9 protein-coding genes, 1 tRNA gene and 2 pseudogenes are annotated in these 13,046 nt (G+C 70.8%); 6 read left to right on the plus strand and 6 right to left on the minus strand.

The features are described from left to right. Positions 1–11: 11 nt before the first annotated feature. From V6U77_RS14580 to V6U77_RS14590, 3 genes are all read right to left on the minus strand, one after another. Positions 12–2,942 (minus strand): helix-turn-helix transcriptional regulator, encoded by a 2,931-nt coding sequence (locus V6U77_RS14580; RefSeq protein ID WP_334606850.1) that lies wholly within the window; start codon positions 2,940–2,942, stop codon positions 12–14. A 93-nt stretch (positions 2,943–3,035) separates the two neighbouring features. Then, positions 3,036–3,254 carry a hypothetical protein gene (locus V6U77_RS14585; RefSeq protein WP_334606851.1) on the minus strand — a complete coding sequence of 73 codons (219 nt, stop codon included), beginning with the start codon at positions 3,252–3,254 and terminating at the stop codon, positions 3,036–3,038. Between the two features lie 33 nt (positions 3,255–3,287). Further along, entirely contained in the window at positions 3,288–6,509 is a 3,222-nt protein-coding gene (locus V6U77_RS14590) for a type 2 lanthipeptide synthetase LanM family protein (RefSeq protein ID WP_334606852.1), read from the minus strand. A 217-nt stretch (positions 6,510–6,726) separates the two neighbouring features. Here V6U77_RS14590 and V6U77_RS14600 point away from each other — a divergent pair, with 217 nt between their 5' ends. Next, positions 6,727–7,071 carry a DUF4240 domain-containing protein gene (locus tag V6U77_RS14600; protein WP_334606853.1) on the plus strand — a complete coding sequence of 115 codons (345 nt, stop codon included), beginning with the start codon at positions 6,727–6,729 and terminating at the stop codon, positions 7,069–7,071. 116 nt (positions 7,072–7,187) lie between these two features. Here the strand turns inward: V6U77_RS14600 and V6U77_RS14605 are convergent, their stop codons facing one another. Continuing rightward, positions 7,188–7,760, minus strand: a complete 573-nt coding sequence (locus V6U77_RS14605; protein ID WP_334606854.1) for a GNAT family N-acetyltransferase — start codon at positions 7,758–7,760, stop codon at positions 7,188–7,190. A gap of 303 nt (positions 7,761–8,063) precedes the next feature. Here V6U77_RS14605 and V6U77_RS14610 point away from each other — a divergent pair. The 3 genes and pseudogenes from V6U77_RS14610 to V6U77_RS14620 all read left to right on the plus strand — a co-directional run. Beyond that, positions 8,064–8,204, plus strand: a pseudogene (locus tag V6U77_RS14610) (transposase); the annotation flags it as partial. Positions 8,205–8,800: 596 nt separating this feature from the next. After that, positions 8,801–8,926, plus strand: coding sequence for a hypothetical protein (locus tag V6U77_RS14615; RefSeq protein WP_334606855.1), 126 nt, complete (start codon positions 8,801–8,803; stop codon positions 8,924–8,926). 47 nt (positions 8,927–8,973) lie between these two features. Further along, positions 8,974–9,282, plus strand: coding sequence for a hypothetical protein (locus V6U77_RS14620; protein ID WP_334606856.1), 309 nt, complete (start codon positions 8,974–8,976; stop codon positions 9,280–9,282). A 267-nt stretch (positions 9,283–9,549) separates the two neighbouring features. Here the strand turns inward: V6U77_RS14620 and V6U77_RS14625 are convergent. Then, positions 9,550–9,766 (minus strand): annotated as a pseudogene (locus tag V6U77_RS14625) (IS110 family transposase); the annotation flags it as partial. A 145-nt stretch (positions 9,767–9,911) separates the two neighbouring features. Here V6U77_RS14625 and V6U77_RS14630 point away from each other — a divergent pair. After that, a complete protein-coding gene (locus V6U77_RS14630; RefSeq protein ID WP_334606857.1) occupies positions 9,912–11,309 on the plus strand; it encodes an alkaline phosphatase PhoX in 1,398 nt (465 codons plus the stop codon). On the opposite strand, the gene V6U77_RS14635 is transcribed toward V6U77_RS14630, so the two are convergent. After that, positions 11,288–11,374: transfer RNA gene (locus V6U77_RS14635), tRNA-Leu, on the minus strand. The genes V6U77_RS14630 and V6U77_RS14635 overlap by 22 nt on opposite strands. Positions 11,375–11,595: 221 nt before the next feature. Between V6U77_RS14635 and V6U77_RS14640 the strand changes: the two genes are divergently transcribed. Next, the coding region (locus V6U77_RS14640; protein ID WP_334606858.1) for a tetratricopeptide repeat protein at positions 11,596–13,046 on the plus strand (1,451 nt) is incomplete at its 3' end.

Here is a 13,046-nt window from a genome sequence, read left to right on the forward strand (position 1 = left end):
GGTCCGCGCGCCTACCGCAGGTCCGCAGCGTACTCCCGCAGGCTGACGCGGCTCTCACAGCCGGTCTTCGCCAGCAGGCTCGCCACGTGCTTCTCGACGGTGCGCGGCGAGATGAACAACTGCTGCGCGATGTCCTTGTTGCCGTGCCGTTCGCCCAGCAGCACGAGGACCTCGTACTCCCGGACGGTCAGCCCCTTGGTGATGAGTGCCGCCGGGATCTGGTCGCGCCCGTCGCGCCGCTGCGGGGCGCTCGCCCCGCCGCGCCGTAGCAGTGCGCGACAGGCGCTGGCGGCCCTGGGCAGGCCGGCTAGGTGAAAGTACTCCTCGGCCGTGCGCAGCCAGAGGATCGGGTCGCCCCAACCGTCGGCGAGCGCCGCCTCGGCCACCAGCCGCAGGCCCAGGTGGTGCGCTCGTGGGTAGCGCTCCGAGACGACGTGGGCGCGGTGCACCGCCGCGACCGCATCGTGGGGTCGGCCGGCGCGGCCGAGCAGGACGGCGTCGGTGAGGAGGAGGAACTGCTGGTTCCAGCGCAGGGCGGCGCCGGGGGCGGCGGCGACCCACTCGTACGCCTGCCGGTCGGCCCGCCCGTGCAGCACGTCGAGGAGCAGGCGCAGGCCGTAACGACCCGCCAGGTAGTAGACGTTGGGATTGCGCTCCTCCCACGCGTGTGCCTGGTCGAGCTCCGCGAGGGCCAGCGCGGGCTTCTCTTCGAGCAGGGCGCAGAAGGCGCGGCAGAGCCCGTACATCAGCGGCATGTGCAGCGACTGCTCACCGCCCCACGACCGGAACTCGCCCAGCTGTCGCTCCATGGCCAGCCGGTCAGCTTGATGAGCGGCTAGCATGGCGCGAATCAGGACATTGTACTGATGGTCATCAACGTAGCGGAGTCGCGCCGTCGCCTCGGCGCAGCGGGCGCTGATCTCGTCGGCGGTGTCGTATTCACCTCGCAGCACCGCCTCCAGCGCGATGCTGCTCTCCGCCGTGTACGCCACAGCGATGGCCCCCACGGCGCGCGCGTCCCGCAGCGCCTGTTCGAGCACGCCGGTGTCACCGCTGCGCATCGCCTGATTGATGCCCAGGCGCAGCAGGGCGTGTACGCGCCAGATGGGCGACGTGTGGCTCTCGGCCACAGCGAGCATCCGCGTGAGGTAGTCATCCGCCTCGTCGAAGCTGCGGTGTCGGGCAAGCATGGCGAGCAGTTGCAACGCCTGACAGGCAGCCACGGGCTCGGGCAGCCGCTCGGCGACCTCTACGGCGCCGAGCGCGATCTCCTCGGCGCGCTTCGCGCGCTGCGGGCCATCGTCCTGGCGCTGCGTCCGGCCCTCCACCATGAGATGTGCTTCGACCACGTCCACCGCGACGGTGTCCTCCGGGCCGGCAGCGGGGCCGAGCAGCGTGCGGGCTGCCGCCACCTGAGCCGCGGCGTCGCTCCACCGGCCTCCCACGACCGCGCCCCAGGCCAGCCGCATGTGCAGTGCGACCCGCCGGTCCCGGCCCGCCGGCACGCCCGCGCCGGCCGGTGCGAGCCGGTCGGCCAACTCGAACGCCCGGTCGAGCTGGCCTGCCTCGGCGAGCGCGTACACCAGGGACTCCAGGATCTCGGCTCGGACGTCCACGTCGGCGGCGGTGGGCAGCAGCTCGTGAGCCCGTTCGAGGAGGGTGATGGCAGAAGTGGTGGCGCCGTCGGCGAGCGCCCGGCGGGCCGCCTCGGCGAAGTGCAGGGCGGCGGCCCGATCCTCCCCGGCGGTGAGCCGCAGCCGCCCGACGAGCTGGCACCATTCCCCTGGCAGACCCGGCCGGATCGCTGTCAGCACGTCTGCGGCGCGCCGGGCGATGGCAGCGACCTCGGCCGGCACCAGGGACGCCAGCAGCGCCTCGGCGGTGAGCGCGTGCCGGAAGTTGTACCAGTCCGGTGTGGCGCCGTCCGGTCCGATCAGCTGGGCGTCGGTCGCCGCGCCGAGATGGGTGAGCAGGGTCCGGTCGTCCACGCCGCTGATGGCCTGCAGGGCCGAGACGCTGAACCTGCGACCGAGCACGGCGGCCGTCTTCACCAGCGCCCGCCCCTGGGCACCCAGCCGGTCGGCGCGCTGCGCGACGTTGCGTACCAGGTTGGTGGGAACGTCATCGCCAAGCTCACCCACGAACCGGCAACCTTCGGCGTCCCAGGCCAACGACCCGGCCGCGAGCGCGCCACGGAGCAGCTCCTCGATGACGAGGGGATTGCCGTCCCCGTCCCACAGCAGCCGCTCCACGACTGGTTGCGGTAGGTCCTGCGGCTCGACATGCAGGCAGCAGGCGGCGAGTTGCCGTACCTGAGGCGGGGTGAGCGGGGCCAGTTCGACGACGGTGGCGACGCGACGCTGCCCGGTGAGCCGGGCCAGGTCGGCCGCGGGGCCGGCGACGGGGCGGAAGCTGGCGATCAGTAGGACCGGCTGCGCAGCCAGGTTGTCGACGAGATACTCGACGACGGCCAGCGTCTCGGCGTCGGCGTCGTGCAGATCCTCAAGGACGATGAGGCATCCCCGGTCGCGGCCGGTGGCGGAGAGCAGCCGCAGCACCGCCTCGGCCAGGACGACCAGTGACTCCCCACTGCCCGGCTCCTCGGTGCGCCACTCGGGAACGAGGCGGGCCAGCGCCGGCCGGTAGGGCTCGAGCCTGGGATCGTGCGGGGGGCCTTCGGTTCGGAACAGGGAGAACAGCGCTTCCGTGATGGGTCGGAAGGGCATCAGAGCGCTGGTGGGGCTTGCCCGGCCGCGGAGGACCGGCATGCCGGCGACGAAAGCGCGCGACACGGACTCGCCGATAAGCCGCGATTTGCCGATGCCGGGCTCGCCCGTGATGAACACGCTGCCCCCTAGCAGTCGCCGGGTGTCGGCGAGGCGGGCTTCCAGCAGCCGCAACTCGGCGTCGCGCCCCACCACGACGGGAGACACCACCTGCATGAGGACAAAGGCTACCGGCCGGGTGGGGCGACGGCAGTCGTGAACGGGACAGGGTGCCGGTGGTCGCTACCGACACCGGCACCCTGCCTGCCTTCAGCCCAGCGGCCCGCTGTGCGAGGTCCCCGTGTCCGGGGTGCCGGCCGCAAGCATGACCGCGGCGGCCGTGCTCGTAACCAGCCCGGCGAGCAGTCTCGCGCGACGGCCGATCCCGGACGGCTGCCCGAGCTGGATCTCTCCAATCGGATCGTCAGCCTCGGTGCCCCCACCGTGCTGCGAATTCGGCACCGGACGGATCTGCCGGTCGTCGTGCATCAGGACATCCTCCATAGGGTCGTGCGGTGCCGGTCATGGCATCCGCAGTTGATGATTCGGTGGTTCGAGTAGCAGCACGGACGGAACCCTGTCGGGGAAACCGAGTCGGAGCAACCCGTGGCCGATGCCCGCCAACCCGTTCAGCAGGCCCGGATTCGGGACGCCGTCCGGTGTCCCGCAGCGTGGGCCGAACCGTTCGATGGCCGACAGCATCATGCCCGCGTGCCGGATGTAGGTGGCCCTCGCGGCGTGTCCGGTTCGCGCCGCGGCACCGAGCAGTTCCAGGCGGCCGAGTTCGCCGTGGCAGAGGCTGTGGTTGGGCAGGGGCCCACTGGTGACGACGGCCTCGATGCTCCGGGCGATGACGGCGCCGGTCCGGGGATCGGGCGTCGTGTCCGCCACGTCGAGCAGCGCGAGTCCAACTCCCGGCCACCCCTGGCACCAGGAATGACCGCTGACACGATTTAGCTCCGCCGGGTGGCGCAGGTAATCCCGGCCGCGCGCGGCGTAGCGGGAGTCGTCCGCCACGGCGGAGAAGCGCAGCAGCGCCCAGCCGATGCCGGCTGCGCCGAAGGCGAACCCTGGTGCTGGCAGCCGGCCGCCAGGACTGGCCAGTAGCCGGTCGGCGCAGCGCACGGCGACGTGCCACGCGCTCTCCAGTCCGGTGGTCGCGTGTACGGCCAGCATCGCCGCCAGGCAACCCGCCGCTCCCTCGTGCATCCCGTACTCGCTGTCGCCGTCGATCGCCTCGCCCGCCAACCGGACCACCGGCTCGATCCAGTCCGCGACCTGAGTGTCACGAAGAAGGACGGACACCTGGGCCAACGCGTAGGCGATGCCGCCGAAACCGGCGTAGCCGCCACCGCCGACCGCCCGGGCCAACTCGGGCGTCGAGAGGCGTTCGATCAGGTGAGGCACCGGCTGCAGGGCGCGGCGGGCGACGGTGGCGTACCGGGCGTCCGCCGTGACGGCGGCGAGTTGGGCGAGGAACAGAGCCGTGCCGCCGTATCCGCTGCCCAGGCCGACGCCGAGCGGCATGACCGTCCAGTACCGCTCGTCGAGCAGTTCCATGCCGAGCCAGTTGATCCGAATCCCGTCGCCGAAGCCACGCGCGACGATCTGATCGGCGACCGCACGAGCGGCGGCGAGCAGCCGGTCAGGGTCCGGGGCGGTCGCCGCGAAAGGTTGCGGCATCGGACCGCCGGTCACGTGTCCCTGGTGCGACCGGCGGGTCGCCAGTGCCGCGTGGATGATCCATTCCTGGTCGTACCGGTGGACGGCAGTCATCCGTTCCAGCTTGTCGCGCACCCGGTTCAGCGGCGTCTCGTCGAGGAGGTCGGTGACCTTTCCGCCCGCTCCCGTCCACAGGTGACGCTCACCGGGTCGAAGAGTGAAGATCGGTACATCGCCGTGCCACAACTCGTCGAGCTCGTGACGCACCAGCCGTAGCCGCGCCCGATCCTCGGCGGAACCCGCCCACAGCGCGCCGAGCAGGCGGTCGCGGTCGAGGGCGTCGCGTAACACGTCGGGGTGCGTGGACTCGTCGAGTAGCGTCAGGTAAACACGGGTCGCGCGAACGACGAAGCGGACCTCGTCGTCGGCAAAGCGCTGCACGATTCCGTCGGGACGGAGGAGGTCGGCGCAATGGCGGGCGATCGTCTCATAGCCCGCGCGGAAACCGGCCAGCAGCGGCTCGGCAAAGTCGGCGGGTTCGGCGTCCGCACCGTCCAGGTGTGGCCGGTTGGCCGCTCCAGCGAAAACGGTCAGGCGCCGGACGAGCCGCATCTCGTCGGTGGCCGCTGCCTGCCAGTCCACGACGGGCACCGGCAGGCTGCCACCCTTGTCGCCGCCCAGACCGGAGATGTCCAGCGCTCCGTCGTCACCAAGCAGCAGTTGAGGAAGCAGCGCCGACCGGTACACCGATCGGGCCAGGGCGTCGGCGGCCGGATCGTCGATGCCGCCGGGTATCGTAAAGGACGGGTGAAAAAGGGTCTCGACATCGACGAGGACCGGCTGGTCGCCGCAGGCGACGAGGTTCTCGTAGTGGATGTCGGCACCGTCGAAGGCGTACAGCAGGGCGAGAAGCGTCCCTTGCCGGTGGTAGAACCGCTCGACCGCGGCCCGGTCGTCGCAGGGCTGCGCCGAGACGAACTCCACCCATCCGTAACCCGGCCGGTCGAGGACGGTCAGCGTACGCAGGCCCAGGCCGGGCTGGTGTGCGTTGAGCCAGCACAGCAGGTCGTTGAAGTGCCGGTGTGCGGCCAGCGGCCGTGGCTTGTACACCAGCCGGGCGCCGGTGGCGAACCGCAGCAGCGCCACCGCCCGTCCCCGCTGGTGGCGGTCTCCGGCGCCGACTTCGATCCCGACCAGATGGCCCGGATCCACCCCCGCGAAGAAGGTACCGACGATCGCTGCCCAGTCGGTGGCCAACCGATGCAACAGCTCCGTCGTCGCGTCCACCGTCTGTTCGCAGATCTGCGCGAGCAGGCGGGCCAGGACCGGATACCGCACCAGGATCGCCTGCAGCGCCGTCGGCTGCTGCAGGTGACGGATGAAGTCGGCGAACCGCTCGTCACGGGAGGCACCGGCAAGCTGACGCCGCGACCGCAGACTGCTCAGTTCAAGGACGAGGACGCGCGCGGCCACCCGAATGAGCCGCCCGGACAGTGCGGTTCGAAGTTCCTGGCGGATGGCTGCCAGGTCGACGCAGCCGGCGGCGGCTGCGGAGCGGACGAACAGGTCATCCGACACATCCAGGTAGGGGGCGAGCACGCGGCCGAAGTCATCCGCCCAGGCGGGGTCAGCGGGACCACCGGCGGCACCCGCCGCAAGGGTCGGCGGCCGACGCGGTACGCCAGCGAGATCATCGCTGGCAACGCGCTGCCTTCGGCGGCGCGCGTGATCGACCACCTTCGCCGTGAAACGAGCCCAGCCCGGCTCACCCGTGCGGGCGGTCAGTGTTTCGGGGGTCTCGGCCAGCAGCACCAACAGGTCGTCCTCGGTCAAGTGCAGGTCAGCCAACCGGGCGGCCAACTGGTCACTGCTGCCGAGTCCGTGTGCGTCGTACCACGCGCGCAGCCGCTCGCGGGCACGCGGTGAAACGTTCTCCGCCCACGCGCTCACCTCCTCGCGGGGCCGCCGATTTAGCGTCGCGGAGCAGCGCTCGGCCAGGGTCAGACCCGGAGCCCACCAAGTATCGGACAAGGCCGAGTTCTCCCCGTCTTCGCCCGCTTTCACCACTCGCGCCTCGCTCATAATCCAAAAGCGTCGCAGGCGACGTGGATCACGGCATGGGGGATGCGCCCCCACTTTTCCTCACGCACCTCACTGAAAACTCCTAACTAGGAGGGGTGAGCAGCCGCCGTGGATCGTCTCGGACGAGTTGCGGGCCGAGAACGCGCCGTTGCTGCCGCCCGTCAGCCCCGGCGGCATCGCTACCCGGGCGCAAGCCACTGGATGACCGCAAGGTCCTGTGCAGGATCCTGTTCGTCCTCGACACCGCGATCCCGCGGAGGTACCTGCCGCAGGAGTTCGGGTTCTCGTCGGGGATGACCTGCCGGCGCAGCCGGTCCGCGAAGCAGTAACACTGTTGCTGGGGCCGCTCGATGACGAGTCCTTCACTGCGGTCCAGGACTGGATCGTGTCGCATGGACGAGCGGTGGTTCGGCGGATTCAAGAGGATCCTGACCGGCTCGTCGAGTTGGCGGCAGATCGGCACAACGCTCGCATCGACTGGTTCTGCGGCCCATCGCCAACAACACCCGACGCCAGCCATGACGTCACACCAAAGAGGCACCCGAACAAGTCCGGGCACTGACGAACGCCCGGCAAGGCGCACCCGCTCGGCGGCATGGGATTGCACTGTGCCGACCCCATCAACTCAGCGGAACGAAGCGCCCGGAGGCCGGGCGCCGTCTCGCGAGCGAGGAGGACTCAGCGGGCGGGAACCGGCTCGGACGACGGCCGACACTCCCGCCTGATCAGCCCGTACACCCACGAGTCCGAGACCTCGCCGTTCACGACGCAGTCTTCCCGCAACGTCCCCTCACGCACGAACCCGAACTTCTCCAGCAGGCGGGCAGATGCCACGTTGCGCGTATCGGTCTCGCTCTGGACCCGGTTCAGGTCCAGCGTGTCGAATACCCACTGCAACAAAGCGCGCGCGGCCTCCGTCGCGTAGCAGTGGCCCCATGCCGCATCGTCGAGGCAGTAGCCGAGCGACGCGCTGCGGTAGTCCGGGTTCCACCGGGTCAGACTGCACCAGCCAATGAACGCCCCGTCGGGAACACGGTCCACGGCCAGCCGCGTCCCGGTGCCTTCCGCTGCCATCTGCCGGCAAGCCGTAACGAACCGCTCGGCGCGCACACGATCGGTCCAGGGCGGCGCATCCCAGTAGCGCAGCACATAGGCGCTGCTGTGCAACGCGAAGAGGTCGCTCGCGCCCGCGTCGTCGAAGGGACGCAGCCGCAGGCGAGCGGTGTGCAGCGTGGGGGTGGGCAGGGACATGAGTGCCATGTTGCCTATCTCAGTGGGCGGACAGAAAGACGTCTTGGCGTTCGTCCTGTCCGGCGTCAACGTCAACGACTGCAGCCGCTTCACCCAGGTCATGGCTGCGATCCGCGTCGGGCGGTCGGGACCTGGCCAACCTCGGGTCCGCCCGGACCACGTCATCGCGGACAAGGGCTACAGCTCCCGAGCGATCCGGGCCGAGCTGCCGCCAACGCGGTATGGGCACACGAATTCCGAACGCGCTGACCAGCAGGCCGGCCGCCGCCGGCGAGACAGCGCGGTGGCCGGCTACCGATGTTCGACCGGGAGCTCTACAAACGGCGCAACGTCGTGGAGCGCTGCTTCAACCGGCTCAAGCAGTGCCGCAGCGTCGCCACCCGCTACGACAAGACCGCCACCTCGCGCCAGGCCACCATCACCATCGCCGCGCTACTGCAATGACTGTGAACTTTACATGACATCGCCTGGGACAAATCAATCTGCCATTGGTCCACACCGACCGCTTGACCGCGACTCGGTAACTCGCCTCCGCAGCGATCGCCATCGCCACCTCAAGGGGAAGTAGATCGCGGCCAACAACAGCATAATGCCAGGCCAAAGGACTAATTACGAACCGGCCAGCGCCGCCCCGCGGTCACGCCCTCTGGGGTTGACCCAATTTGACGGACAGTGACAACCGACTACGTCCGCCACGACACCAGCAACCTGTTCGCCGCGTTGGACGTGGCCCATCGGCCAGACCCAGCGCATGCACCGCCACCAGCAGTTCCTGCGCCTCCTGCATAGCATCGACCGAGTAGACCCCGCCCGAACTGGAACTACAAAACATGCTGGGCAGCTACGCCACCCACATGACCCCCGCCTGCCTCCAGCAGGGGCTCATGAGCACGCCAGTTTTACCTGCTTCAACCCGAGCTACTCGTCGTGACTCACCCCTGGTCGAACTGACGTCGCGAATCAACCTACCGCAAACCACGTCGGTCGACCCACCACAGTCTCACCGACCTGAAAGCCGATGTAACCGTCTGGATCGCGCCATGGAACGGCAGCCCAAGCCGTCTACCTGGACCAAGACGGCAGACGAGATCCTCGAAACCACCGTCGCGGCCTACAGCGAGTTAACAATTGTCAACACCCGGCGCGATTTCATTGACAGTGCCTGATCATAGTGGCAGGCTCGGGCCATCCCTTCGAACAGAACGGAGCTTTAATGCGCGCGATCCGAAAGGTCCTCGCTGCCACCGCCGTCACCGGCGCGACCGCGGTGTCCCTGCTGGCGGGTGCGGCTCCCGCATCCGCCGACGCTGGAGCCAACGCAGTCGGCTGGTACACGGGTTACGGCTCGGGATCCTCCGCCTCGTCCGCCATCTGGTCCGCGGAGAACGACGCCAAGTGGAAGGCCCAGATGGGCGGCTTCAACCCCTTCCTCGACTGCCGCACGACCTACAGCAGCAGCACGAAGGTCAGCGACTACTACTACACCGCCAACGTGCAGCTGTACTGCTACACCTTCAACTGAGCCACCGCTCGCCGATCACAGCAAGGAGTTCGTCGGGCACGGCCAGGCGCACTCCTTCCGGTCGTCGACGATTTGCCCGGGGCGCGGAGGACGTACCAGCTCGTCAGCAAAAGGCACGACGTCGCCGCGGTGCGTCCGCTGGCCGACCAACACTCCGCTTCCCGGGCCCCTTTCCTCGCCGCCACCCCAACAAGATCGTTATCTGGTTCGACGAGCCGTGCCGTCGCAGCACCCAGCGAGGAGCCAACGCTCGGAGGTGAGGTGAGTCACCGCCACCGGCAGGGCGCCGATCGATGCCGGCTGGTCGACCACCACCAACACCTGGCCGTGGCGGGCGAGTTTGTCGAACAACTGCCGCAGTCGGGCTTCGGTATTCGGGCAACGGCGCGTCGTGCAGCCGCCTGCCGTCTGGGGCCAACCCGACCGCGTGGTGGCCCTCTTTACCGACGTCCAAGCCCAGGTAGACGCCGTATCCGTCGTGCACCACACCCGCCCCGACGCCGATACCGGCAGGCCGGGACGGGCGCTCCCCCGCCACCCGAACCCGTACGGGCTCATTCTGCGGTGGCACGAGGACGGGAACGGCGCGAGCGCCACGAGCTTCCGCTGGAGCCTCCTCGTGTCGGGCGGTGATTCGGCTCGGGACCGAAGTGTGCAGCTCGGACGCGACCAACGTGTTCGGTCGCCCGAGCGGGCTCTCGGTCGATCCCGACGGTCGGCTCTGGATACAGGCGGGCGGCGCCACCGGCGACCAGGGCCGACCGGCATCGGTCCATCGCAGTGTCGGCAACGATGTGATCCTCGCCGCCGACCCCGCTTCCGGGGAGATCCGGCGCTTCTTCACCGCCCCCCGGAACCGAGAGATCACCCGTGCCGTCGTCGCCGCCGATCAGCGGAGCATGTTCGTCACCGTGCGGGCGCCCGAGGGCACACCAGCCACCAGAAAGAGCCGGTCGAGCCAGGTCGGGCCGGGACGGTCGTACGAGCCCGTGCGCACCGACGAGGAGGCGGCGACCGAACTCGTCCGCCTGATCTCGCCCGTGGTGGGGACACCAGACCAGTGCGCGAAAGTGCTGGTGCGGTTCCTCGCCGACGAGGTGGCCGGCCCGTACGCCGATCTGCTCCGGCTAACCACCGACAGTGAGCGGCCGGACGAGGCGGGCCGGAGCCGCTGCACCTGCTGCACCGCGACTTCGACGGCAGCCCTGCGAGTCTCGCTGCATCCGGCTCCGGAGATTCGACAACCGCCGGTCGCCGACTCCGATGGCGCCGACGCCGCCCTGCGGACCCGGCTGGCCCGCATCATGACGTTGCTGAGCGACCTGCTCTGGGTCAACGACAACAGCCCGGTCACCTTCCAGTTCCGGATCGGCCGGCTCGACTCCGGCGACGGCGATCCGGTAGCCGCCGCAGCCCGCTGGTGGGTCGAGAACCGCGAGGACGCGGACGAACACGTTGAAGAGGCGTTCCGGCCCGTACTGGCCGCCGACCTGCGTGCCAATCTCCGCAATCTGGTACGCATGCACCTGAGCGAGCTGTTCGATGGGAGCTGGGACGGCATCGACGAATTCCCGGAGCTTCCGGCCGACCACTTCGCGACGTTCCTGGGCGACGACCTGATCGATCTCGTCCTGGCCCGGACGGGTGCCGACGCCAGGCCGTCGTGCCCCCGCCCGCTTCCAGTACGAGCCGGACGCCCTCCGCGTACCATCGCTGACAGCCGCCGCTACCACGGGCACGTACTCGGCGAACGTCGGTGCATGTGGCGACGGCAGAACCGGCAGCGGCAACGGCGGGCGACGAGAAGCTCCCCCACGCGGCTCGCTCCGCCCCGGCTGTCGATCAGGCAGCAACACGGGCGGAATGACCGGAGCCACAGAACGCTCAGCCACGACAACCGCCCCCGCTCGAGACAGGCTCGACCGAGGGTGTCGCTGAGATCAGATTTGCGTGATCAAGCGTGCTTGACCACCAGTACGCGAAACACAGCATGGATGCTGCAATTTGGTGTCCGAGGGGGGACTTGAACCCCCACGCCCTATACGGGCACTAGCACCTCAAGCTAGCGCGTCTGCCATTCCGCCACCCGGACCTGCTCGTCCAGCCTACCGTGTCGACCGAGGCGATCTTCCACCCGTCGGCCGCCCTGGTGGGCCGCACGGGGAGTTACTGTACACGCCTCGGGTGGATCATGCACATCGACTTCCGGCCGATGGACCGACGCAGGTCAGAAGGCGTCTCGCCCCGGGCGAAGCGTGGCAAACCGGAGGGGCTGGGTAGCGTCCGACGGGCCTCACGCGGCAGCATGGCCACGTGTCCCATCCCTCTCCCCTGGCCGCCGTGCAGCACCGGGCCCTCGCCCTGCGCGCCGCGGGCGATCTCTACTCCGCCCGCCGGCTGCTCAACGACGCCGTCGGCTCCGCCCGGCCGCCGTACGGCAAGGACCACCCGGATGTGCTGAGCACCGCGCACCTGCTGGCCCGCCTGCACCGGGAGGCGGACGACCCGGGTGCCGCCCGACGGGTGCTGGAGGAGGCGTTCGCCGCCGGCGAGCGCCTCTGGCCACCGTCCGACCCGCTGATGCTGGCGCTCTCCTTCGAGCTGGCCGCGGTGGCGGACGAGTTGGGCAACCGGCACGAGGCGCGCCGCAACTACACCCGCATCGCCACCCTCGGGCCCGCCGTGCTCGGCGTCGACCACCCTGCGGTACGCACGGCACGGCAGTATCTCGGCGACGCCGCTCCCGCCCCTCAGCCCGCCCCGCCGGCCGTCCGGCCCGACATGTCGGTGCTCTCCGAGCCGACCATGTCGCTGGCGGTGCTCTCCACCACCTGGCGACCGCACGAGCCCGCCGCCGCCGGCCCCCCGCAGCCACTGGCCGCGCACCCGACGCCACACGTCGCGAGCACCCCGCCGGCCGCACCGGCGGCTCCGCACACCCCGCCGCCTCCACCCGCTGCGGGCGTACGCGGCGTGGGACGGGCCGCCCCCGTCGCCCCGGCGCCGCACCCTGCGGCGTCCCCGCAGCCGCCCCGCCCGGCCGGCCACGCGCCGCAGGTGCCGCCCGCACCACCGCAGCCGTACCCGGGCCCACCCCAGGCCGCACAGGTTCCGCCCCCACCGCAGGTCGCACAGGTTCCGCCTCCGCCGCAGGGGGGCGACGTGCCGCCTCCGCCGGTGGTGCCCGTTCCGCCCCGGCAGGCGTGGGCCCCGCCGATGCCGCCCCAGGTGCCCGCCTCACCACAGGCGCCGCATGCACCGGGGCGGGGACAGGCCACCCCGTACGCTGCTCCGGCGCAGCGGATCCCCCCGCCGCCGACCATCCCGCCGCCGCCGGTCGTGCCCGCTCCGCCGGGTTCGGCACGCGCCGCCGTACCCCCGCCTCCGGCCGTGCCGCCCTCGGCGGCCGCGCCGGCGCAGCCGCCGTACGCCCCGGCGGTGCCCATTCCGCCGCCCCCGGTCGTGCCGTCGGTGCCCACGGCCGCCCCTCAGGTGCCGCCGGTACCTGTGCCGCCGCCCCCGGTCGTCCCGGCGCAGCGCCCCGCACCGGCGTCGCCGCGGTCTCCCTGGGCGCCTCCCTCGGGACGGGCCCAACCGCCGGCGGCGCCGGGTCCCGCCACACCGGTGCCGCCGCGTCCCGCCCCGCAGGCGGCGGCCGGGGTGGCCTCCGTCGTTCCGGCCCCCAGGCCGGCGCCGCCGGCGACGGCGGCCCCGGTGTCGTCCCCGCCTGCCGTGACGCCGCCCGCGGCCCCGTCCGGTCCCCC

This window comes from Micromonospora sp. CPCC 205546, assembly GCF_036902715.1.
In the GTDB taxonomy this organism is placed as follows: Bacteria; Actinomycetota; Actinomycetes; order Mycobacteriales; family Micromonosporaceae; genus Micromonospora.